This window comes from Xanthomonas sp. WHRI 7945 (assembly GCF_035026585.1).
Genome location: NZ_JAYIQP010000013.1, coordinates 32,138 through 52,009, shown reverse-complemented (window position 1 = coordinate 52,009; position 19,872 = coordinate 32,138). Strand labels below are relative to the sequence as shown.

Annotated in this window: 26 protein-coding genes; 4 read left to right on the top strand and 22 right to left on the bottom strand. The window is 64.0% G+C overall.

Features of this window, described 5'->3' with window-relative positions; genetic code table 11:
* Nucleotides 1-56 precede the first annotated feature (56 nt).
* Nucleotides 57-209, top strand: coding sequence for a hypothetical protein (locus VDQ83_RS12310; RefSeq protein WP_455435157.1), 153 nt, complete (start codon nt 57-59; stop codon nt 207-209).
* Here VDQ83_RS12310 and VDQ83_RS12305 read toward each other — a convergent pair.
* From VDQ83_RS12305 to VDQ83_RS12200, 22 genes are all read right to left on the bottom strand, one after another.
* Nucleotides 203-2,533, bottom strand: a complete 2,331-nt coding sequence (locus VDQ83_RS12305) for a hypothetical protein (RefSeq protein ID WP_455435156.1) — start codon at nt 2,531-2,533, stop codon at nt 203-205. The genes VDQ83_RS12310 and VDQ83_RS12305 overlap by 7 nt on opposite strands.
* Nucleotides 2,523-4,061: a hypothetical protein gene (locus VDQ83_RS12300; protein ID WP_455435155.1), complete on the bottom strand. Its 1,539-nt coding sequence runs from the start codon at nt 4,059-4,061 to the stop codon at nt 2,523-2,525. Before VDQ83_RS12300 ends, VDQ83_RS12305 begins: the two co-directional genes overlap by 11 nt.
* Complete coding sequence (locus tag VDQ83_RS12295; RefSeq protein WP_455435154.1) at nt 4,061-4,756, bottom strand: hypothetical protein; 696 nt, start codon at nt 4,754-4,756, stop codon at nt 4,061-4,063. The genes VDQ83_RS12300 and VDQ83_RS12295 overlap by 1 nt, the downstream gene beginning before the upstream one ends.
* Nucleotides 4,756-5,217 carry an N-acetyltransferase family protein gene (locus VDQ83_RS12290; protein WP_455435153.1) on the bottom strand — a complete coding sequence of 154 codons (462 nt, stop codon included), beginning with the start codon at nt 5,215-5,217 and terminating at the stop codon, nt 4,756-4,758. Before VDQ83_RS12290 ends, VDQ83_RS12295 begins: the two co-directional genes overlap by 1 nt.
* Nucleotides 5,214-5,765, bottom strand: coding sequence for a DUF6445 family protein (locus VDQ83_RS12285; RefSeq protein WP_455435152.1), 552 nt, complete (start codon nt 5,763-5,765; stop codon nt 5,214-5,216). Before VDQ83_RS12285 ends, VDQ83_RS12290 begins: the two co-directional genes overlap by 4 nt.
* Nucleotides 5,765-5,986 (bottom strand): hypothetical protein, encoded by a 222-nt coding sequence (locus tag VDQ83_RS12280; RefSeq protein WP_455435151.1) that lies wholly within the window; start codon nt 5,984-5,986, stop codon nt 5,765-5,767. The genes VDQ83_RS12285 and VDQ83_RS12280 overlap by 1 nt, the downstream gene beginning before the upstream one ends.
* Nucleotides 5,983-7,623, bottom strand: a complete 1,641-nt coding sequence (locus VDQ83_RS12275) for a hypothetical protein (RefSeq protein WP_455435150.1) — start codon at nt 7,621-7,623, stop codon at nt 5,983-5,985. The genes VDQ83_RS12280 and VDQ83_RS12275 overlap by 4 nt, the downstream gene beginning before the upstream one ends.
* The gene (locus VDQ83_RS12270; protein ID WP_455435149.1) at nt 7,623-7,976 is read right to left on the bottom strand and encodes a hypothetical protein; all 354 of its coding nucleotides are present in this window, start codon (nt 7,974-7,976) and stop codon (nt 7,623-7,625) included. Before VDQ83_RS12270 ends, VDQ83_RS12275 begins: the two co-directional genes overlap by 1 nt.
* Before the next feature lie 61 nt (nt 7,977-8,037).
* Complete coding sequence (locus VDQ83_RS12265; RefSeq protein ID WP_455435148.1) at nt 8,038-9,123, bottom strand: phage capsid family protein; 1,086 nt, start codon at nt 9,121-9,123, stop codon at nt 8,038-8,040.
* A 9-nt stretch (nt 9,124-9,132) separates the two neighbouring features.
* The gene (locus VDQ83_RS12260; protein WP_455435147.1) at nt 9,133-9,867 is read right to left on the bottom strand and encodes a hypothetical protein; all 735 of its coding nucleotides are present in this window, start codon (nt 9,865-9,867) and stop codon (nt 9,133-9,135) included.
* 65 nt (nt 9,868-9,932) lie between these two features.
* Nucleotides 9,933-11,789 (bottom strand): portal protein, encoded by a 1,857-nt coding sequence (locus VDQ83_RS12255; RefSeq protein ID WP_455435146.1) that lies wholly within the window; start codon nt 11,787-11,789, stop codon nt 9,933-9,935.
* The gene (locus VDQ83_RS12250) at nt 11,789-13,081 is read right to left on the bottom strand and encodes a PBSX family phage terminase large subunit (protein ID WP_455435145.1); all 1,293 of its coding nucleotides are present in this window, start codon (nt 13,079-13,081) and stop codon (nt 11,789-11,791) included. Before VDQ83_RS12250 ends, VDQ83_RS12255 begins: the two co-directional genes overlap by 1 nt.
* Nucleotides 13,078-13,464: a hypothetical protein gene (locus VDQ83_RS12245; protein ID WP_455435144.1), complete on the bottom strand. Its 387-nt coding sequence runs from the start codon at nt 13,462-13,464 to the stop codon at nt 13,078-13,080. The genes VDQ83_RS12250 and VDQ83_RS12245 overlap by 4 nt, the downstream gene beginning before the upstream one ends.
* The gene (locus tag VDQ83_RS12240) at nt 13,464-14,177 is read right to left on the bottom strand and encodes a hypothetical protein (RefSeq protein ID WP_455435143.1); all 714 of its coding nucleotides are present in this window, start codon (nt 14,175-14,177) and stop codon (nt 13,464-13,466) included. The genes VDQ83_RS12245 and VDQ83_RS12240 overlap by 1 nt, the downstream gene beginning before the upstream one ends.
* Complete coding sequence (locus VDQ83_RS12235) at nt 14,177-14,785, bottom strand: hypothetical protein (RefSeq protein ID WP_455435142.1); 609 nt, start codon at nt 14,783-14,785, stop codon at nt 14,177-14,179. The genes VDQ83_RS12240 and VDQ83_RS12235 overlap by 1 nt, the downstream gene beginning before the upstream one ends.
* Nucleotides 14,786-15,010: 225 nt before the next feature.
* Nucleotides 15,011-15,508, bottom strand: a complete 498-nt coding sequence (locus tag VDQ83_RS12230) for a hypothetical protein (protein ID WP_455435141.1) — start codon at nt 15,506-15,508, stop codon at nt 15,011-15,013.
* Nucleotides 15,508-15,966 (bottom strand): hypothetical protein, encoded by a 459-nt coding sequence (locus VDQ83_RS12225; RefSeq protein WP_455435140.1) that lies wholly within the window; start codon nt 15,964-15,966, stop codon nt 15,508-15,510. Before VDQ83_RS12225 ends, VDQ83_RS12230 begins: the two co-directional genes overlap by 1 nt.
* Nucleotide 15,967: 1 nt before the next feature.
* Nucleotides 15,968-16,465: a hypothetical protein gene (locus tag VDQ83_RS12220; protein ID WP_455435139.1), complete on the bottom strand. Its 498-nt coding sequence runs from the start codon at nt 16,463-16,465 to the stop codon at nt 15,968-15,970.
* Nucleotides 16,466-16,575: 110 nt separating this feature from the next.
* Nucleotides 16,576-17,289: a hypothetical protein gene (locus tag VDQ83_RS12215; RefSeq protein WP_455435138.1), complete on the bottom strand. Its 714-nt coding sequence runs from the start codon at nt 17,287-17,289 to the stop codon at nt 16,576-16,578.
* A gap of 130 nt (nt 17,290-17,419) precedes the next feature.
* Nucleotides 17,420-17,596, bottom strand: coding sequence for a hypothetical protein (locus VDQ83_RS12210; protein ID WP_455435137.1), 177 nt, complete (start codon nt 17,594-17,596; stop codon nt 17,420-17,422).
* Nucleotides 17,597-17,732: 136 nt separating this feature from the next.
* On the bottom strand, nt 17,733-18,098 hold the full coding sequence (locus tag VDQ83_RS12205; protein ID WP_455435136.1) for a hypothetical protein: 366 nt from the start codon (nt 18,096-18,098) through the stop codon (nt 17,733-17,735).
* Nucleotides 18,099-18,197: 99 nt separating this feature from the next.
* A complete protein-coding gene (locus tag VDQ83_RS12200) occupies nt 18,198-18,617 on the bottom strand; it encodes an Arc family DNA-binding protein (RefSeq protein WP_455435135.1) in 420 nt (139 codons plus the stop codon).
* Nucleotides 18,618-18,707: 90 nt separating this feature from the next.
* On the opposite strand from VDQ83_RS12200, the gene VDQ83_RS12195 reads away from it, so the two are divergent.
* Genes VDQ83_RS12195 through VDQ83_RS12185 form a run of 3 tightly spaced genes read left to right on the top strand, consistent with a single transcriptional unit; the run spans nt 18,708 to nt 19,785 of the window.
* Nucleotides 18,708-18,878, top strand: coding sequence for a hypothetical protein (locus VDQ83_RS12195; RefSeq protein WP_455435134.1), 171 nt, complete (start codon nt 18,708-18,710; stop codon nt 18,876-18,878).
* A complete protein-coding gene (locus VDQ83_RS12190; protein ID WP_455435133.1) occupies nt 18,878-19,663 on the top strand; it encodes a BRO-N domain-containing protein in 786 nt (261 codons plus the stop codon). Before VDQ83_RS12195 ends, VDQ83_RS12190 begins: the two co-directional genes overlap by 1 nt.
* Nucleotides 19,660-19,785 carry a hypothetical protein gene (locus VDQ83_RS12185; protein WP_455435132.1) on the top strand — a complete coding sequence of 42 codons (126 nt, stop codon included), beginning with the start codon at nt 19,660-19,662 and terminating at the stop codon, nt 19,783-19,785. Before VDQ83_RS12190 ends, VDQ83_RS12185 begins: the two co-directional genes overlap by 4 nt.
* Nucleotides 19,786-19,872: the final 87 nt, after the last annotated feature.

Below are 19,872 nucleotides of genomic sequence, written 5' to 3'. Positions count from 1 at the left end.
GAGCGGGGTTCTTGGGTGGTGGTAGGATTTGGCCTGTCAACTAAACGGGATGCGTCATGGACTGGAGCGAGTTCCAGAACTGGAAATGGAACAAGAAGATGAAGGCGGCGCAGGGTCCGAATCCAGCCAGGCAAGGTGCGTTGCTGCTGCTATGTCTGGTCGGGCTTTTCTTGATCGTCGGACCTGCTCTGGTAAAGATCATTTATTGAAATGAGGCACCAACCTGCGCTTCCAGATCATTCGCAAGCTGCACGGTCTCCTCATCTCCTGACCGTTCACCCGCCTCGCGCAACGCTTGAATTTGTGCAACCAGATCGCCCGCATCGCGCTTTGTGTTTGCCGCAAGCCAGCTCACCGCGCGAGGGTTCGTCATTAGCCTCGCGCCTAGATTGTTCGATGCCGTGTACAGCACGGCTCCCGCTATTGTCTGTGCTGCGCCCCCGATATCGCCCCGCATCAGCTGCGGGAGTGCAATCGTGCCGGTTCCGCCAAGCGTCGCGCCGAGCGCCATCTGCCTGGCGGTGCCCGACGTGTTCTGAAACACCTTGCTGCCCGCATTGATCTTGTCGGCCACCCGCGCGATCTGGTCCACGTCGTCTCGGAAGCCGCTGCCGTAGCGCGCGCTGCTGAACAGCTCCTTGCGCGCCTCCGGGCTGAGGTTCGCCCAGTTGGTAAGGAATGTGCGCATCGAGAAGGCGTCGCCGCTGGCGTCCTGCTGCCCCTTCGAGGCTCGCCCCATTCGCTGCAGGAGCGACGCTGTGACCTCTGCGCGCGTATCCGGCGGCAGCGCCCCCATCACGCGTCGTAGCGGCGTCGCGCCGTTCTGCGCGCCATTGAACAGCGCGACGTAGGCAGCTTCCGGGCCGCCGTTCTTGTCGATGATCTTCTCGATCTGCTCGATCCGACTGGACCCGAGCTTGTAGTAATTGTTTGCCCTCTCCATCAGTTGGATCGCGCGCGGGCTGCCGGTCGCCCGCACCGCATTGGTCATGTCCTCGGTCAGGTTCGCGTAGAACCCGCGCAGCTGCTTCACGTCAAAGTCGGGGTTCAGGCCGGCGCCGGCGATCTTCTCGCCGACCATCGAGCGGATGCCCTTCAAGGCGCTGTACGGCAGTGCGCCGTTATTCGCTGCCAAATCGGCCTGCACTGCCTCGGCGAGGCGATCCATGAAGGGATTGGCCAGCACCTCCGACGTGTTGATCGCACCGGCCGTGGGTGCGGTGATGTTGGACAGGTACGCGTCGGTTTTTTGCGCCGCCACTCGCGTCGTGGGCGGCATGAACTGGTCCAGCGTGTTGTACAGCCGCTTCGACGTGTTGCGAAACGACTGCATGAAGCCGCCCGGCCCGGCGATGCCCTGCTGCACCGACGTACCGACCTGCTGCGGGGTGAGATCGGCGCCGTTCGGCGCGATGGCGTTCGACAGGTCGTCCAGCCGGTCGCGCACCTGCTCTTGCTGCTGCCGCCCCAGGCGCTCGATGTGGCCTGCACCGCCAGGAGCGTTCCCCAAGTACGACTCCAGCGCCTGCGCCGTGCGGCTTCCCGTCGCCTGGCCGACACTCGGCGTGGTCCCCGCAGCATCGAATGCAGCGATGGCGTCGCGCACGCCCTGTGCATCCTGTCCCCGCACAGCACGACGTGTGGCCCCGGCTGCCAACGTGGGCACGGTTCCGACAGCCTCTGGCACCAGTTGGGCCAACCGGTTGGGGACGACTGCACGAGCGGCCAGGCTCGCCGCCCCGCTCGCGGCACCTGGCGAAAGGCCGCCGAACAATCCCGCGGCGATCTGCAGGCCAGCGCCGCCGCCAGACTCGCGCGTGGCGGACGACGCGGCTGTGCCAGTTGCCGTGCTAATTGTCTGCAGCGCGGGATTGGAGGTGAGCAAGTCGGCGAGCCGATTAGTCACTGGCGCCGCCCGGCCAATGTTCGTCAGCGCGTTGAGGCCCGCGCCAATGCCCATGGTGAGGGCCGTACCTGTCAACCCTTCGCCCACGTCACTGATGATGCGTTCGCGCGCGTTCTGCGGCCTGCGCATGCCCTGCTCGTCCGCGACTTGGGCAGCGGCCTCGCGATAGGTGCGGCCGCCAGTTCCCAGCTGCGTACCCCAGCCGGCCGCACGGTCGATCGGGTCCAGCACGTAGTGGTTCAGGGCATCGCCGCCTAGCGAACCATACAGGCCAGCGGCGCCCTGCAGCACCTGGCGGCCGCCGTACTCGCCCAGGAAGCGCCCCACAGCGTTACCCTCCTGCACCTGCGGCACCTCCGGCTGCCCGGACACCATGCGCGCGAATGCCGACTGATTGGCAGGGTTGGGCGCCGCAGGAGCCGCAGGAGCCGCGGCGCCCGGCTCGTCGTCCCAAACCACCTGGCTTAGGTCGATCGGCTGTTGCGCGGCCGCCGCGGCCTGCTGTGCCTGCAACTGGCTTTGGCTCACGCCGCCGGTGATGTCGATTTCCAGCGGCTTATCGCCTGCCGCCGGTGCGGGTTCGTCGTCCCACTTCACCTGCGCCAGGACGGACGGATCAATTGCCATAGTCGGTGGTCCCGTCGCTGTATTGGATGACGCGACGGCCATCGGGTGTGGTGCCGGAGCGCACGATGGTCCGGCCCCCGCCAGCGGCGGGAGGCGGGCCCGGGGCTGCTGCAGCGCCCGAAAGCTGTGCGCGTAGATCCGTCATAAAAGCCTCCAGCTGCTTGACGTTCTGCGCGTTGACGGACGGATGGTTGTAGATCGACGGCCATTTCAGGTTCGCAATCCTGGCCTCAAGATCCGATTGCGAGCCGATGCCGGGAACGCGGGTCAATGCGAGCATGTCGTTCTGGATCGCTCCCACAGCCGCCTCCAGCTCCTGCCCTTCTTGAGTAGGACCGATGACACGACCATCGATCGGCCCGGTGTCGAACATCGCGCCCTTCGCAATTGCGCTCATGGCTGTGTTAATCCGCTTCAAGCCGCGGTCCACGTTGTTGAGCGATGCGGTCTTGGCTCGCTCATTCGTCCTGCGCTCCGACTCGGCCTTGGCAGCTTCAACCGCCGTTGCCTTCTCCACTTCCGCCCTGGCCTTCACTTCTGCCAAGCGCCGCTCCTGCTCAAGCTGGGTTTCAAAGTTGGCGTTCTGCGTGTTGATCTTCGCTTGCTGCTCCGCCGCCGCCTTCTCCGCAGCCGTTGGAATGCGGATAGGGCCGACAGCGGCCGGCGCCGCTCCAGAAGGCCCACCCATCAGCATCGCGTCCAGCTGTTGCGCATATGCATCTTGCAGCGGGACGATCTGCTCATTGGTGAGGCCGGCCTCCTTCAACTGCTGCGCGTAGGCATTGAGACGCTGTGCATAGGAGTCGTCCTCCGCTTGCGTCGATGGCCGCATGGGCATCGGCTGCTGCTGTGCCGCCGGGGCTCCCGGCTGCGGCGCTGTACCGCCGCCTGAGCCAAGCTGGACCACTGCCCCGGGCACGCCACCGCTGGTGACGACGCCAAAGGGGCTCTGCCCTTCCTGCTCCAATACCTTGATGTTCGGGCTGGACTTCACACCGGTGTTGACCACCCGGCCGTCGCGGAAGACGTTGTAATAGAAGCCGTCTTCACCGATCCGCACCGACTGCACATTGCCCTGCGCTCCGCCGCCGGTCTTTGCCAGTACCTCATAGAGCGTTGGCGCCATCGTGGCGTCGTCCCACTGCTCGGGGAACTGCCCTTCTGGAACCTCGCGGGCCAGCATCGGGCGCACCGCATTCCATGCGCCTTGGACGGCCTGCGGATTGGTCTGCCGTGCCTGCTCCAGATAGCGAGCGGCGCCGGCCAGCTTCTGCATGCGGCGGTCCTCTTGCTCCTGGCCGAACCGCTGTTGCCCTTGGAACTGCTGCTGCGTCGCCTGCGCGGCCTGTGGGCTAATCGCCGCCATCTGGCCGAGTAGCTGGTTCTGCTGCTCGGCCGGTGCGGTGTAGGACTGGCTCGCAAGCTCTGCGAGTCGATTTTGCTGCCCACGCGCCCGGCCGATTTCGCCCTGCTGCTGGACGTAGTTGATTGCGTCCAGCGGACCGAACTGTTCCAGTTGATTCGCCATTACCAGCCCCCCGAGAAGCCGCTTACGTTGTTGCCGAAATTGACGTTGCTACCCTGGCCCGAGTTGACCTGCTGCGTTAGCAGGTTCGGATAGGCGCTGTACCCGTTCACGCCGCCATAGGCGCTAGTGCGCGAATTGGCGTAGTTGTTCGCGAGGCCGGCCAGGCCGGCGACAAGCTGGCTGTTGGTGTTGGCGTTGGATTGTGCGAGGTTGGAATTCGCATTGCCTACCGCGTTCGCATAACCGGTGTTCACGCCGGCCAGCGCCCCGCCCGCCGACTGCCCCATACCGGCCAGCTGCACGAGGTTGTTGCGGTACGTCTGGTAGTTCTGGCTTGCCAGGCCGGAGGCGTAGCGCACGATATCGGCGTCCTGCCCGCCGGAGTACAAGCTGCCGTCAGCAGCGGCGGAGCGGTCCAGAGCCTTGATCCCTTCGTCTCGGGTCCATGCGTAGTCCGGCGCCTCGGTGAAACTAGCGGTGTTGCCGGCGTCCAACTGTTGAATCTGCGCCAGCGCGTTCGTGCCCGCCGTGAGCCACGGCTGCATGTTCTGCTGATTGCGGTAGTACGCCGCATCCTGGGCTCGGATCGTGGCGTTGGCGGCGCCCTGCGCACCCTTCTTCGCCTGATTCGCACCGTAGGCACCGGCAGCGGCGCTTACACCGGCGGCGATGAGTGCACCTGTTGCGACGCCCATTAGACGGCCTCCTTATGGGGATTCAAACGCTTGAAGTGGCTGGTCTGCGCGGGGCGGTAGCCTTCGCTGGCAAGCAACGCGGCGGCCTGCGGCGGGCTGGTGTCCAGCGTGAGCATTTCCATACCGCTTGCACCGAGCGCCGCGGCTGCTTCGTCCGCCGCGCGCAGCAGCGACCGGCCGAGCCCGCTACGCTGCACGCCCGGCTCCACCCACCACACCACCTCATACGCGGCGCGGCGGTTCTGGTTGAACATGAAGGGGGCGACGATGGCGCCGACCATGCCCACCAGTTCGCCACCTTCCTCGGCCACCAGCATTACGCTGTGCATGAGGGTGCGGACCAGTTCGGCCACGGTGTCGTTGTCCATGTCTGCGAAGCCGGGAAAGTCGGTGGTCGCGTAGAACTTGCGCGACATCGCGACGATAGCCGGCACGTCAGTTTCGGTTGCTGCTCGGATCATTCGGCGGCCTCGGGTGTGAAAAAGGCGACCCCGACGAGTCGCCCTGATTGGGGATCGGTGCCGAACGCCGCGAACGGCCATCGGCTGTGGAAAAGCGCAGATTCGTAGATGACGCAGCGCCCCATGCGCATCTCGGCCAACTCGGTTTGCTCCCAGCGGTCGGCGTCGTCCCAGTCGTGGCGGACCTGCTCGAACAGCTCAAAGTCGCCCTGCTCGATCCGCTCGGCGCCAGTGGCCTTGTGCCGCCAGAACGCGGTGCCGCCCTCGCCCTCGCTCAGGTACAGCACGGCGGCATGCGTGCCCCAGCCGATATCCGAATGGATGGCAGCGTTCGGAAGCTCGCCGCCGTAGTTGAGGCGGTAGCCCATGCCGAGCATGTGCACCGGTCCCACAGCCCGCTCGATGCCCTCTCGCAGCCCTGGCACGTCCACCAGCGCCACACGCTTGTAGACCTGGCCGTCATGCCCAGGCCAGTCGATATAGGCCGCAGCGAGGCCCGCGGCGCGCACTGCATGTGCGTCCGGCAAGAATCCGTCAATGATGTGCATTAGCCTCCCGTAGGCTCAATGACGGCCACGGCGCCGTACAGGTCGCGCTTCACCGGACTGGAAATGCGGATCTTGAACACCCAGTTGCGGCCGGAACCAAGCCGATTGATACGGATGCGGCGTTGGTACTGGCCTCGCTCGCCCACCGAGTACTCACGCCAGTTCGACCAGTTGTAACCGCCGTCTTTCGAGTAGCAGATTTCCACCTTGCGGTCGCTCATGGTGTGTATCCGTCCGTCAGTACCTCAATCGACCATGCCGACGTGTGCGAGACGAGCGATTGCAGCCCCTTGAGGGAGATGCGAATACCGGTGACGCCCAGCGATAGGCTGCGCTCGATCGGGTTGGGCGTGAATGCCGCGGTTGGCGTTGGCGAGGTGTTGGCGACTACCTCGGTCCCGCCAGCAGAGAGCAATTCAATGTTCGTCGTGGCGCCGTCACCCGCGGTGAAGAACATGGACCCGATGCGAAGGCCAAGCACGCCGCCGCCGGTGATTTCCAGTACCCAGCCCGTCCCACCACCGGGGATGTTCCCGAATCGGTTTTCGCCGATCACTGGGCCGGTCATCTGCGAGTTGTTGGCGTTCGGGTCGGGGATAAAGGAGTAAGCGACATTGGTCTCACTGATCGCCTGCCATATCGGCTCCGGGTCTGGCCCAGGGTCAGGACCATCCGCCGGCACTGTCTCTTCCGTGCCCATCGCCATCAACAACTCCAAGTATGCGACGTTCAACCGGCCTTGGTTGTTGTGCAGCATCCCGGTGGTGTGTTCGGCGACAAGCGGCTGGTTGCCTTCCATCATGTAGTCCGGGTCAACCACCCACAGCTGCCCGCTCTGAAAGTCGCCGCCGATCCACTGCCCGTTCCAGTACACCAGGTGATTGAGCCGCCACCGATCCAGGCCGAACGACTGCCGGCGATGCCATAGCTTCGTCACTACGTCATAGCCCCAGGTGCGCCCGTCCGGGAACGTGAGGTAATAGACCTTGTGCTTGGCGCTTTCCCAGGTGAACGCAAACGCCTGGCTCCAGTTGTTGTCGCGAATAGCGGACTGCAAGGCGCCGGTGGAGATTGGAACCGCGCTGTACTGATCCAGACGGTAGACGATGCCGTCATTGCCCAGCCACATGACGCTGTTGTCCAGCTTGCAAACCGACTCGGCGCTTACGCAGCCGCGATCGATCCGCGCGCCCTTGTTCTTGAATGTCTTGGTGCTTTGACCGCTGTTGTAGAAAAACTCAATCGTCGTTTGATTCAGCACCACGACTTCGTTTTGACTTGTCACTAGCCTGGCGATCTTGTCCGGCGAGCCCTCGCTCTCGTAGCGATCGAGCGTGCTATACGCCTTTGCGTTCGCCAATTCGGAGTGGAACCAGAAGCGCCCGAACGGCTCCACCTGCAGGAGGAAGCTGCTCATGTAGGCCGGCGAGAACGCGCCCGGGTAGGCCTCGTCGCTGATCCGCTGCAGATTGCCGGCCACGCTGTCCCACACGTACCCGCTTTGCCCGTTGGTGACGAGAAGCTGATTCCCACCGGTGATTTGGTTGTAGGCCATGCCAACGCGCTGCACGCCGGGAATGACGCCGCGAGCGGTCACCGTGGACTTCTTCGTCACCTCGTAGAGGCGATTTCCCGAGACGCCGAATAGCGCGCCCTCCACGTTCACCAGGCCGCGGATTGGGCCGTTGCCCAGGTCCAAGAACGGCCGCAGCCCTGGCGCTGGTGCCAGCTTCCACGGCGTGCGCGTTCCTGGGGCTTCTGCGGCCTCTGGCAGCCAATTCACCGTGTCTTGCACCGACCACGGCCGACTGTCATCGGTGTAGAACCCGTTTATCAGGTCCATAGGCTGGTATTGCATTAGAAATACTCCGCCGTCGCCGGCTCACCGGCTGCGAACTTGTCGCGCAGCTTCCACAGCCGCGCCAAGCCGTCGATGCCGTTGCCTGCCAGCTCTGCGGCCCGATCGCCCACCGGGTAAGAGCCCATGCACTCGCGCGCCACGACGTACACAAGCGGAATCATGTAGCGGGCCGGAATCTCGCCCTCAATGTCGAACGGCAGCAGGCCGTCTTCGTATAGCTCTTCAAACTTCTGTTGGGTCTTCTCGTCAACCGTCGCGGCGTCTTCCGCCTCCGGTGCCTCCACGGCATCGACTACGCGCAGCTCCAGCAGCACGTCGCGCACGAACTTCTCTCGGCTGTAGGTCGCCATTGATCGTCCCAAAAAAGGAACGGGGGCCGAAGCCCCCGTTCAAGTCCACCTGCGATAGCTGTTAGGCGTCCTGCGCGGCCGCCACGAAGCCGGTCACCACGCTCCAGTCGATCGCGGACGCTTCGTCCTGACCCCATTGGATCTTGCCGATGCCACGCATTTCCATGAAGCCCACGCCGTTCTTGAAGCCGTAGTCATCTTCCTTACGCACGGTGGTCTTCGTGGTCTGCGCCCAGGCCACGCCCAGCGCTTGCGCGCCGCACATGTAGACAGGCGACACCAGGGCACCCGTATCACCCACCGCGCCGGTGTCCGGGATCTCCGGAATCTCGCGGATCACCACGCCATCCCACAGCAGCGAGTTGGTGCCGGTGAACAGCGGGTTTTCCTTGCCCCGCTCCATGGCGTCCTTGTGCACGTCGGCCATGTCCAGCTTCAGGTCGCGGAACGGCTTGGTGCCGACGAACAGTACATAGGTCTCCTCGTCCTCGCCGTAGCGGTAGGGCCGGATGCCCTCGCCGTTGACGGTGACCGCCTGCTGCGCGATGCGCTTCAGCAGCGATACCGTTGCCTTGTTCAGCGTCTCGGCCGCGGTGATGGTGCCCAGTGCGGTGGAGTGCGTGGCGTTGTAGTTCGCCAGCTCGCGGCCGTACAGCACGCGGTCGGAGTTGGCCGCGTTCCAGGCGTTGCGCTGCGCCGCGGTGGCGGTGGCGTAGGCGATGCCGTTGATGGACCCCAGGGCGGCGGTCAGGGCGTTCTTCAGGTAGCGCATCGCCAGTTCCTTGAGCGCCACCTTGCCGGCGTTGCGGATGTCGAACGCTGAGGCCTGCTCCTCCTCCATGTTCACCACCACCGCGTCACGCACTACGCCGATCTTGACCTGCCAGCCATCGTTCGGCAGAGCCTTCTCGTTACCCACCAGCGTGGTGCTGCCGTTGTTCGGGCCGGCGCTGGCGTCCAGCGCGCCCACCAGATTGAGGGTGATCGCGTCGCCCTTCTTCTTGGTCAGGTCGTTGTTGACCTGAATGATGGAGTTCTCGTCGCTCCCCATGTAGCGCTTGTAACGGTTCGCGCGGACGTACTCGCGGAAAAAGCCATCGTCCCACTGCTTGGCCCGGACTGCCGGGCTTGCGGTCGTATCAGTCATTTCTGTTCCTTAAAAGAGATTGTCGAAAACGCCGCCAGTGCCCGGCCGCGTGGTTGCGGCGGCGCTCCTGGCCGTAGATAGATCGGGCGGGATGCGATCGATGGTGGCAGCGCGATCGGCCTGCTTCTGCGTGAATTCGGCTTCGACCTTGGCCCGCACCTCCGCCTCGATCTTCTGGCGGTAGGCCTCGGGGTCTTGCATCTGTGCCATCTCGCGCAACTGCTTGCCGAGCTTGTAGGCCGCGCGGGCGGGGTTGGGGGCGCTGAACACCTGCTGCACGATCGCCGGGTTGCCCTGGGCGTGTTCCTTCAGCGCTTCCAGCACCTCGTCGTAGTCCGGGAACTGCTCGCGCGCATCAGCGTCCATCGCGGCGTAGAACCGCTGCTGGATCTCATGCTGCGCTCCCTTGATCGACTGCTGTACGTATGCCTCGGGATTCTCGAAAAACTCCGGTTGTTCCCGTGCGCTCTCGACCTCCCGCAGGCGACGCTCCAACTTCTCGCGTTGCCGCTGCTCGTTCTGCCGCTTCTCACGCTCCGCCTTCAGTGCGGCGAGCGGGACGCGCTCGTCCTTGTCCGTCGCTGCGGCCGGCGGCGCCTCAGCTGTTTGCGCCTGCGCTGCAGGCTCGCCCGTTGTCGCAGCTGCCGGTTCCCCGGTTGCGGCGGCCGGTGCATCGGTCGTCGCTGATTCCGGGGCAGCCGTCGGCTGCGTGATTTCGTCAAGGAAGTCACGTTCATTGCTCATCGCTGGTTTTCTCCGTTATCGACCTTGCGCCGTCGTCGCGTAACGCGCTTTTGTGGGCGCGACCACTACTGCAGGACCACGCCCGCTGGTGCCATTTGCATGGCCTGCTGGGCGCGGTCGGTGATGGCCTCGAACCGGTCGGTCTCGGCCTTGAACTGCTCGGTTTGCAGCTTCTGCGCGTCCAGGCTGCGGTCGGCCAATTGTTGGTCGGCCTGTTGCAGCTTCTGCTGCATCGCCTGTAGCTGCTCCTGCATCTGCTGCATCTGCTGCTGGACCTGCGGAGGCACGCCGCCTTCTTTCATCTTCTCCAGGATGCGGTCTTTGTTCCGCAGGCTAGAGGCTTCGATGATCATGTCGGTCGGGATCGCGTTCGGGTCGGCCTTCTTCAGTTCGACCAGCGCCTGGAACTGCTCGGACTGGATCGTCACCGAGTCCGGGCCTTCGTCCACGATGATGTCCACGTCCAGTTCGGCCACCGCGTTCTCGACGCGAATGACGCGGGCCGGATCGACCTGCGCCAGCTGCAGCAGCTGTGGGCTGGGCTGCTCTCCGCCCTCTGCCATCCGCTTGAGTTCGTCCTGCACTGTGACCGGCTTGTTGATGCCGACCCAGCGCAGGTTGTTCTCGTCGTCGGTGACGCGAACCCACTTCTCTTCCGTCCAATACTGTCGGACGCGGTTCCAGCAAGCCCGGTAGACGCGCAGCGACCACTCGCGCAGCGCGTCGAACGGGATGGCCAACTCCTGCAGGCCGGACTGCTGCAGCGCCTCCACGGCGCGCCCCGACGGCGCCTTTACGTCGCCCTCAATCGCAGGGTTCACGCCGCTGGCGTCGATCTCCGCCTTTGCCTCTTGCAGCAGCTGCAACTCGCCCATCATTGACTGTGTGGAGTCCACAACCTCAAACCTGGCGTTCGGCCGCACCTTGACGTAGCCATCAGGCCGCGCCAGCTCACGCCGCGCGGCACTGACGTTCTCTACCGCGCCATCCTCCGCGATCACCTGGCGCATGCTGAGGCGATGCAGTGCCTTGCTGCGGCGCTTGTTGATCTCGTCCTGGGGCGACAGCATCTGCGGCACGGTGCCGTAGCGCACGTTCTCGCGCGTCACGAACGCCGAGACAGCAATCACGTCGCATTCGGGCTGCCCCCACTCGTCCAGATATGGCGATGGTTGCGGATCGCGCAGGAAGCCGCCGCGGCACAGGATCGCGGTATGCCATACGCCATCCTCGAGCCAGCGGTGCTGCATGACCCGGATGCGCTTGCGCGCCTTGTCGCACCACGTCACCTTCGGCCGGTCGTCGTAGGTCTCGCCGGACGCCTCGGCGCCAAAGTAGGACGCGTCGATGGCGTCATCCTTGCCATTGAACCGCAGCTTTGCGTCAGCGTCGTCCATCCACAGCACGACGCCCAGGTAGCCGGCGTCGGAGAAGTCGCGCATGCGGCTGTGCGGGTCGCGGTACAAACGGTCCCACGGGATCTGCGTCAGCACCACGTCCAAGCTGCCATCCGGCCGCTGCTTCATCGACACCGTGGCCGCGCCACTGCCCTCAATGAACAGGTTCTCCGCCACGTCAGACCGAATAGTGGTGAACTTGTTCTGATCGGCGATGAAGCGCAGCGCGTCGGTGGCCGATTCCGCCTCGTGCTCGTGCTTCGGCGTGCGCGGGAAGGCCTTGGGGTCCGTGCGGCTCTTCTTCTCGAAGCCGATCAGGGCATCGATCTTGGGCTTGATCCGGTTCGAGGTGACGATCGGCTGCTTGCGCTTGCGCAGCGTCTCGCGCTCCTCCGCCGTGTACTGGTTGCCGTCGTAGTAGTCGCGGCACTGCTCGGACAGCGCCCGCTCCTCCTGGCTATTGTCGTAGGCCTCCTCGAACTGGCGCAGGCACTTGGCCAGCAGGTCGTCGTTGCGCTCAGACATCAGGCGGTTTTCCAGTTCTCGTCGTCATTGTCGTCGTCCACGGCGTAGTCCACCCCGCGGCGCCTCTTGCTCTCTTCGCTCTCGGCCGGCGCGGCGTTCGCCATGTCGTCCAGGCCGCGGCCGACCAAGCTGCAAACGTCCACGCCATCGTCCTGGCGCCCGTCCTCGCCGTTGAAGGCGCATAGCTGGTTCAACAGTCGAATCGCCCACGGTTTCCCCGCCGGCAGGTACACGGACCCGGCAGACGCGCGCGCCGCGAAGCCTAGGGCTCGCTCGGCCTTGCTGCCGGCCGACGCCAGGGCGATGCGATTGACGAAGGTCTGCGTCTCGCGCATGCGCTTGGTGATTGCTGAATCGACGGCGCGCAAGATCACGCCCTTTTCCTCAAAGGCGGCCAGCGGGCGGCGACGGCTCACTAGGTCGATCCATGCATCGATCCACTCGGCCGGATCTTTCTGCCCGTACCACCAATCGACGGCGTACAGGTCGCCCAGCTCGGACAGGCCCCACACACCATGCTCGGTGTAGTCGCCGTCGTCGGGCGTCACCGCGTAGTCGCTCGCCATGTACAGGTTGAGGCGTGACGGCAGCACGTCGTAGAACTGGAACCAATCGCGCTTGAACATCAGGCCGGCGAGCGACCTGCAGGCGCCCTCCCATATGTGCCGATAGAGATCCTGATTCACCCGCAGCAGCTTCAGCCGCTCCTTCTCCAGCTCCACCGGAAACCACGGGTTGTCCCGCCAGTTGATGTCAATGACGAGTGTGTCGTCATCCTCCATTGCCGCCAGTTGGTGAACGTAGTCCGCCTCTTGGTCCGGGTTGTAGCTCCACCAAAGCTCCGACCCCGGCTTGCGGATCGTCGGGGTTAGAACCTCCGCCGACCGCCCACTTACCGAATGCGCCTCCTCGATCCACGCGCCATCGAACCCCTCATAGGACTTGATGCTGTCCGCCGTGTGCTCCTTCAGGCCGACAAAGGCGAACTCGGACTCTGCCGCGGACGTGCCGGGCTGGCCCTTGATGACCTTCTCCTGCACGTCGTAGTAGTAGCCAAGGTTCATCGCCGCGATCTGGTCGGACAGAAGGCGGTGCGACGATTCCTTGATGGACTTCTGCGTCTCTCGGCAGCACAGCCAGCGGGTCGGCTGGGTGATGCCGCGTACTGACAGCAGGCGCGCGATGGACCAGCTCTTGGCCGACCCGCGGCCGCCACGGGCGATCTTGTGGCGCTTCTTGGCGGTGTGGAACGGCAGCATCTTTGCCGGGATCTCCAACCGCAACTTGCTCATTCGGCCGAGCGCGCCTCAACGCCGACAATCTCCACAGTCGTCACGACTTTGACCGGGCCGCCGCCTGCACCGGTCAGCTCTACACCCTTGCGCTCTTGGTAGTCCTCAGGGAAGCGCGCAGCCATGGAGCGTGACCATAGGGCGGCGTTGAACTTGTCCGCCGTCAGGCCGCACTGGGCTTGCGTCTCCCACCAGTCCTGGCTGAGCTGCCTAGCGCGCGTAAAGGCGTCCAGAAAATCCGGGTGCGCTTTGCACCAGTCATGCAGGGTCTGCCGCACTACGTCTAAGGCGCACGCCATCTGGACCACCGACTTGCCCTGCCGGCCAAGCTCAATAACCGTGTCGCAATGCTCCGGCATATAGTCAGTCGGGCGCCCTGCCATCACACCACCTCCAGCAGACCGTCGCCGATGACGCCGCGCAGGGAGCTGACCACCTTGAATCGGTACACGCCCGGCCGGTGCTGCCCGGCGATATTGGCCGGGTGGATCCAAGTCACCTCCCCCGCGGCACTGGCCGTGGCGTCGCGCCGGTACAGCTGGCGGTTGCCCTGGTAGGTGCTGACCACCACCGACACCACGTCCTGGCTCAGGTCGGCGCGGCCCACCTCATCACGGACCCACAGGGTCAGTGGGCTGTCGTAGCCCGAGTAGGCGCGCAAGTGGTGCGGCACCACGTACACCGGGCCGACTGGAGCCGGAGGCTCCGGCGCATCGGTCTGCACCTCGATCAGGAACTCGAAAGATCCGGCCTGCTCGTAGTAGCCAAAGTCGAACCTCAGCGACGTAGCCGGCCCAACGGTGAAGGGGCTGGGCAGGAATGAGGTAGGAAGCTCGCTCTGGTCTTGATTTACTACGGCGACGCTCCCCGGCTCCCAGGTGAAGAAGGCGGGGTCGGAAATCGAGTTGTCGCTATAGGACAGCGTGGTGACGCGCACATCTGCCGCATCTGTCAGCGTGAGTTCCCAATGACCAAGAGCACCACCGACGTTCACGCCGCGAATAATCGAGTCAGTGCCCAATGTGGCCGTGGAGAATGTGCCAGACGGGTCAAATTGGTAGTCCACGCCACTGGTGTAGATTGGAATCCAAGCCATCAGTCGTACCCCAGACGCGGCCGCTTCAGCTTCGCCTGCTCCGGCTCGGCACGATCCGCGGCAATCACGGCTTGCTCTGGGCTGCTGCCGGCGGCGACGTTGTACCGGTCGATGACTTCGTCTCGCTCGGACTGGGCGAGTTCGCAGGCTCGTACAGCTCTTGCCGCGCTTGCTTGGCGTAGTCGGTCTTGTTCTGCAGCTTCTGCGGCAATGGCTGCATCACCGGACAGGCGGTCGGTTTCACAGCCTGCCCACAGCTTCCGAATCCGGCCAAGCTCGGAATCACGGCCAGCAACAGCAGCCGCCATGCGTTCGTTGTAGTCGGCATCGATCTTGTCCTTTCGGGTTGTGGCCTTGTCGGCGACGCCTTGGGTGGCCGCTGCCTGCTGGTGCTCGACCGCGCGGGCGCCTTGCTCAGCGGTCAAGGCTTCCTTGACGGCTTCGGTTTCAGTCGTCGCCACGTCCACGTCGGCGCTCCGGTCGCGCCACTCGTGGCCCATCCAGAACGCCAGGGCAGTCCACGCGATCAAGGCGACGATGGCGATCAGGATCCGGTTCATGTGATAGCCCAGTAGTGCAGCCAGGGCGTCACCGATGCCCACAGCCACGGGACGAACCAGAACAGAATCCAGACCTGGACCGCACCGACCGCACCGGCTATTACCAGCAGGCCCAGCGCGACCATTTCATCCAATCCGCCTCCGTACATGCTCAGCCCCTCACGTTGATGTAGATGCCAGCCGCCAGCAGCGCCAGCAGACCCACGCACAGCGCAGCGATGAGCCACCCGGGCGGATCGCCCGCCGGCGGCAGGCCGCGGTCCCAGCGGCCGCTCACGCCGCGGCCTGGGACGCGCCCATGGCCAAGCGCATCACCAGGCGCGACACGGCCCGGTTGTCCTGCTCGGTGGCGTCGTTGAAGCGCTCCCAGCGGAATTCCTGGATGACGGAGCCGAATTCCATCCAGTCGCCCCGGCGCGCGGCGGCCCACAGGTCGCTGCTGTCCCGCACGTCCTCGGCGCCGATGATGTCGGCGATGGCGATGATGTACGGCAGCGACGGGCGCATCTCCGGGTGCACCGCCAGCAGCTCGAAGAACCGGCCGCGCAGCGTCTCCTGCGCCTCCATGCAGTCCTCGGTCAGCTCCAGGGTCGCCGCGCGCTCGCTCTGGTCCCGCGTCTCGATCGCTCGGCCGTAGCCCAGGCGCAGCACGTTCCGGTTGTCGCGGCGCGGGCGCGGCGAGCGGCCCCACACCTCTTGCAGCAGCGCGACCGCCTCCCCCAGGGACTGGCGCTCGGCGTCCAGCAGCGTGGCGTCGTCGAGGTCCGGCATCATGCGCTCCCGTCCCCGGCGGCCGGCGGGTCGTTGGGCTGCAGTGATTCCGGTTTGGCGCAGGGGAACATGCGGTAGAGCACGTTCGATGCCGTGGTCCATAGCCCCATCGCAGCGAAGCCGGTCATCAAGGCAAACCAGGCGCCCCGCGGCGTCGGCACCTTCGCCCAGCAGATGACGATCGCCAGCAGGCAGGACCAGAAGCGAATCCGCGCCTTGGTGAACGCCGGCGGCCACGACGCGCGCATGCCGATCTGCTGAGGCAGGTGCGGCAGCAGCAGCCCGATCGCCACGCTGATCGCCAGGCTCATCCACATTGCCTCCACCTGCGGCGCGGACAGGAACGTACCCATGTCGATCAGGAACAGCTTCACCGCCGGCCAGTTGTCTGCCAGGGCCAGGGCGCTGCCGATGATCGGCACGGCCACGCCCAGCTGCGCGAAGGTGATGCGTGCCATGTCAGGCCTGCACCGCTCGAACTGCCAGCGGATAGACCTTCGCCCAGCGGACGCGATGCGGCTTCCCGGGACGCCATGCCTCGATGTACTGCTCCCATGCGCCCTGCTCGTCGCCGATCGCCGGCAACGCAACCGGCAGCGTCCACAGCAGCAGGCGCGCGAAGCCTGCCGCCAGCACGTCGTCATGCTCCAGTGCGTCGAACACCGCCGATATGTTCGGCGCGACACCGTGCAGCTCGCACAGAGCCCGCGCGCGCCGCTGGCTGGCCGAGTGAGTCAGGACGCCACGAACGCCGCCGCCGCGCTCAAACTGGAACAGGCCGTGCGCTGGGCCGCCGACTTGGTGGCGGTACTTGAGGCCGGATTCCTGCATCGAGGTAGCCAGCAGCTGCACGCGTGCCGGCGGCGAGTCCATCCCATCGCCCAGCTCGGCTAGCGAGGGCACGATGATGTGCGACAGCGCCAATTCGGGCGCGATCGGGAGGGAAAGCAGACTCATCGGGATCTCCGGAAATGAAAAAGCCCCACCGAATGGCGGGGCTTGTTGTTGGAGCGGGCTGCCGGGGATCGAACCGACAAGGAAGAATGGAACCCAGCAGCCCGGCTTGGCTAGTATTCAGCCACGCTCTCGAAGAGTGGATTCGGCGCAGGGGGATCGAAACAGTGCTCCAAGATCACGCGGGCATCCTTCGATAACTGCCATGTCAGCTCGAAAGGCTCGTCGTACAGCGCTTTCGCAAGCGCCAGGACGGATGCCCCGGACCTTTCACTATTCGGCGGATTTTTGATCCCAAAGATCAGAAAGCCGTTTGCCTGCATTGCGAACCTGCGATCGACGGACAAGGAATCAGCACTGTGGCTTTTTGACAGGCCGACAAGATCATCAACAAAAGCGCCATTGATCATCGAGCAAAGGCGCAAGTAGTCGCCGGCTGGAACACGCCCACGCCCCACTGCGACGAACAGGCGACCAATGAGTATTGGCTTGAACTCCAAGTCCGCTTTGTCAAGCAAGTCCATGACAATCTCGCCGAGATGTTCCTTCTGCTTCTCCGATCCGGCGAGTTCCGCAACCACACTGGCTCGCTCGGCCCAAGTCAACTTAGAAGCCTCAGACAAGAATTTCTGAACCTTCCTGCAAAGGAAATAGTCTCGGACGGACCCAAATGCTTTTGCTCCGGAAACAATGGTTCCGATAACTGGGATGTCGCGAAGCACGCTCTCGTCCAAAACGCTGTCCAAAGCTGCTTCGAGCAACCCTTCCGAAGCCTTCTCAAGATTTTCAGCGCCAACTGAAAGTACAAGATCCTTGCCGATACCCATGCTCTGCCCCCAGCCAACCGTAGTAAGGCGATTATGGCTCGACGGGCTACTGAATAGGACGCGAGAAGGCACCCCCGGGGTTTCGCCGGGGGACTACTGATCAACATCAGCCGGAAGTGAACGTAACCTACTAGGAAGCGCTCGCCTTAATCTGCTCGAACACTTTCTTAAATGCATCGACAGCAGCGGACGAATCGGTCGCAGCGTTCCCCGACTGCTTGAATCCCTGAGAATTTTCGATCAGTGCTACGACTATGCGGCTGGCGGCCTCAATAGCCGCCTCTTTCTGCGCTGTGGTGAGCGACATATCGCACCTCCTGTTAAGAAGCTCCATCATAAATCAGCTGCCTGCCGCTCCCCACAACGCAAACGGCCCGCTTGAGAGCGGGCCGCTGACGGACTTCTGATGACACTGCTGATAATAGATCAGCGTTCGGAACGGGTCAAGTAGCCTGGCCGCGCAGCACCGCCAGGTGACGAGCAGGCTTCCCCACCGTGCCCCATTGTCGCACCGCGCCTCCTACCAGTCGCTTGGCGTCTCTAATGTCGCCGTCGAAAGCCTGGCCGTAGACGTAATAGTCCATCCACCCATACTCCATCATGGGTTCTACAGCGCAAGAGAGGTGTATCAGGTAGCCCTCGTCGCTCTCGCGCTCAGGATCTATCCCAAGCGCTGTCTGAAGCTCCCCAGCCAGGCGCGATGCCGCGGTCCGCGTAGTGGACACCACAGCAATCCCGTACTGGCGAAGCTCCTCAGCCAGAAACTGTGCGTCTGGGCTGCGACGGTGCACAGGGATGGCGATGTGCATGGCGCTTCCTATCGGAGTAGGAGGGGCATCCTACGAACTTGGGTCGCAGGTGATGCGACGGCTCAGCCGGCATGCTATGCGCGGTAGGTGGGGCGCGGATCAGCGCTTCTGCTTGCGGGTAGGCGGGGTGGGTTCAGCTTTCGCTGCCTTCCTTGCTTCGTGAATGCGGAGCGCTTGATCAGCCATTGCCTCAAGGCGCTTGCGCTTTTCTGTCCAGGCATCGACTCGCTCAAGCCACTCAAGCATGCCGTCCACGCTGTCACGGTCGATCTTCCTGAGATCGCGATCTTCCTCTTCCTCAAAGGTATCGAAGACTACCGAGTTCAGAAAATCGCGGTGGAAATCTTCTGCGTCATTGCTGGCAAAGCTCGCCTCCAGCCGAGCGGTGATCTCTGCGTTCAAGGAGCGCCCCGATTCGCTCGCGGCCGCTTCCAACTGCTCGCGCAACTCAGGCTGCATGCGCAGCCCGAAGGGATTGATAGTGGCCGTAGACGGCCTTGTTTCAGTCTTCTTAGCCATAGTTACATGATGAAGCTAAAAAACGCTTGACACCATGGCTACATGATGTAACTAATAACACCATGTAGTCATCAACCGCTTTGAGGCGACATGAAGGATCGAAAGACCAAGACAAGTGACACCAACCCGTTCGGCCTCCGCATGGACCCCGCAGTGCGGAAGAGCGCACAGGCCAAGGCCGCTGAGTTAGAACGCAGCCTCAACTGGACCATTAACCACATGCTGAAACAGGCCCTTGGCCTCAAGGAAACCACTCCGTAATGAACGTTATCCCGTTCCAGTTCCAAAGCATCAGCATCCGCGCCGTGCAAATCGACGGCGCCCCGTGGTTCGTCGGCAAGGACATTGCCGAAGCGCTGGGGTATGTCAACGCCGCCGACGCCCTGGCCAAGCATTGCAAGGGGGTCGCGAAACGCTACCCCCTGCAGACGGCCGGCGGCATGCAGGAGGTTCGCATCATCAGCGAACCGGATCTGTATCGGCTCGTCGCCAACAGCCAGCTTCCCGAAGCGGAGCGGTTTGAACGGTGGGTTTTTGAAGAAGTGCTGCCGACCATCCGCAAGACCGGCGACTACGGCTACGGCGCCGGCCTGCGGCAACTTACCGGCTACGTCGGCGACGGCTGCATGCTGATCGAGTCAATGTCGCGCACGCTCAACCTGGCGCCGTCGTCCACGCTGGGGATGTATCAGAAGCTCGGCGAGAAGACGGGCCACACCGACCTGCTGCCGGCCTATGCGATCGACGGCAATGACTCGGGTGGCAGCGAGCCCACGGCGGCGCTGCAAACGCTGCTCAAGCAGCACAACGCCCCCGTGGGGGTGCAACGTACCTACGCACTGCTGGAAACCCGCGGCCTCGTAGAGCGCCGCAGCCGGCCCAGCAGCAGCCGCGGAACCAAGCAGTTCTGGACGATTACCGCGGCCGGTGCGCAGTACGGCAAGAACATCACCGCACCGGCCAACCCGCGCGAGACGCAGCCGCATTTCTACACCGAGAAGTTCCCCCAGCTGCTGCAGATGCTGGCCGAGAAGATCGCAGCATGACCCGCCGCATGCGCACCGCCTGGCTGGTGCTGGCCTCGGTTGCCGTGATCGTGGTGCCTATGCGGGCCTGGGAAATCGCAGCGGCGCACAACGCCATCCCTTCCTTCGCCTGCGCTCGCTGACGAGGACGGCTCCCCCCACTTTTGCATTTTTACCTATGAGCACGAACCAAGGAAACCGGATTTATGAGTAGGGAAATTCCTACCCAA

What these genes read in the sequence shown, in the direction of transcription:
- VDQ83_RS12230 (WP_455435141.1), bottom strand. Translation starts at nt 15,508, where the DNA reads ATGCCGGACCTCGACGACGCCACGCTGCTGGACGCCGAGCGCCAGTCC.
- VDQ83_RS12220 (WP_455435139.1), bottom strand. Translation starts at nt 16,465, where the DNA reads ATGAGTCTGCTTTCCCTCCCGATCGCGCCCGAATTGGCGCTGTCGCAC.
- VDQ83_RS12210 (WP_455435137.1), bottom strand. Translation starts at nt 17,596, where the DNA reads ATGTCGCTCACCACAGCGCAGAAAGAGGCGGCTATTGAGGCCGCCAGC.
- VDQ83_RS12275 (WP_455435150.1), bottom strand. Translation starts at nt 7,623, where the DNA reads ATGCAATACCAGCCTATGGACCTGATAAACGGGTTCTACACCGATGAC.
- VDQ83_RS12240 (WP_455435143.1), bottom strand. Translation starts at nt 14,177, where the DNA reads ATGGCTTGGATTCCAATCTACACCAGTGGCGTGGACTACCAATTTGAC.
- VDQ83_RS12280 (WP_455435151.1), bottom strand. Translation starts at nt 5,986, where the DNA reads ATGAGCGACCGCAAGGTGGAAATCTGCTACTCGAAAGACGGCGGTTAC.
- VDQ83_RS12250 (WP_455435145.1), bottom strand. Translation starts at nt 13,081, where the DNA reads ATGAGCAAGTTGCGGTTGGAGATCCCGGCAAAGATGCTGCCGTTCCAC.
- VDQ83_RS12270 (WP_455435149.1), bottom strand. Translation starts at nt 7,976, where the DNA reads ATGGCGACCTACAGCCGAGAGAAGTTCGTGCGCGACGTGCTGCTGGAG.
- VDQ83_RS12260 (WP_455435147.1), bottom strand. Translation starts at nt 9,867, where the DNA reads ATGAGCAATGAACGTGACTTCCTTGACGAAATCACGCAGCCGACGGCT.
- VDQ83_RS12265 (WP_455435148.1), bottom strand. Translation starts at nt 9,123, where the DNA reads ATGACTGATACGACCGCAAGCCCGGCAGTCCGGGCCAAGCAGTGGGAC.
- VDQ83_RS12190 (WP_455435133.1), top strand. Translation starts at nt 18,878, where the DNA reads ATGAACGTTATCCCGTTCCAGTTCCAAAGCATCAGCATCCGCGCCGTG.
- VDQ83_RS12255 (WP_455435146.1), bottom strand. Translation starts at nt 11,789, where the DNA reads ATGTCTGAGCGCAACGACGACCTGCTGGCCAAGTGCCTGCGCCAGTTC.
- VDQ83_RS12225 (WP_455435140.1), bottom strand. Translation starts at nt 15,966, where the DNA reads ATGGCACGCATCACCTTCGCGCAGCTGGGCGTGGCCGTGCCGATCATC.
- VDQ83_RS12245 (WP_455435144.1), bottom strand. Translation starts at nt 13,464, where the DNA reads ATGGCAGGGCGCCCGACTGACTATATGCCGGAGCATTGCGACACGGTT.
- VDQ83_RS12300 (WP_455435155.1), bottom strand. Translation starts at nt 4,061, where the DNA reads ATGGCGAATCAACTGGAACAGTTCGGTCCGCTGGACGCAATCAACTAC.
- VDQ83_RS12185 (WP_455435132.1), top strand. Translation starts at nt 19,660, where the DNA reads ATGACCCGCCGCATGCGCACCGCCTGGCTGGTGCTGGCCTCGGTTGCC.
- VDQ83_RS12305 (WP_455435156.1), bottom strand. Translation starts at nt 2,533, where the DNA reads ATGGCAATTGATCCGTCCGTCCTGGCGCAGGTGAAGTGGGACGACGAA.
- VDQ83_RS12290 (WP_455435153.1), bottom strand. Translation starts at nt 5,217, where the DNA reads ATGATCCGAGCAGCAACCGAAACTGACGTGCCGGCTATCGTCGCGATG.
- VDQ83_RS12285 (WP_455435152.1), bottom strand. Translation starts at nt 5,765, where the DNA reads ATGCACATCATTGACGGATTCTTGCCGGACGCACATGCAGTGCGCGCC.
- VDQ83_RS12205 (WP_455435136.1), bottom strand. Translation starts at nt 18,098, where the DNA reads ATGCACATCGCCATCCCTGTGCACCGTCGCAGCCCAGACGCACAGTTT.
- VDQ83_RS12310 (WP_455435157.1), top strand. Translation starts at nt 57, where the DNA reads ATGGACTGGAGCGAGTTCCAGAACTGGAAATGGAACAAGAAGATGAAG.
- VDQ83_RS12200 (WP_455435135.1), bottom strand. Translation starts at nt 18,617, where the DNA reads ATGGCTAAGAAGACTGAAACAAGGCCGTCTACGGCCACTATCAATCCC.
- VDQ83_RS12215 (WP_455435138.1), bottom strand. Translation starts at nt 17,289, where the DNA reads ATGGGTATCGGCAAGGATCTTGTACTTTCAGTTGGCGCTGAAAATCTT.
- VDQ83_RS12295 (WP_455435154.1), bottom strand. Translation starts at nt 4,756, where the DNA reads ATGGGCGTCGCAACAGGTGCACTCATCGCCGCCGGTGTAAGCGCCGCT.
- VDQ83_RS12195 (WP_455435134.1), top strand. Translation starts at nt 18,708, where the DNA reads ATGAAGGATCGAAAGACCAAGACAAGTGACACCAACCCGTTCGGCCTC.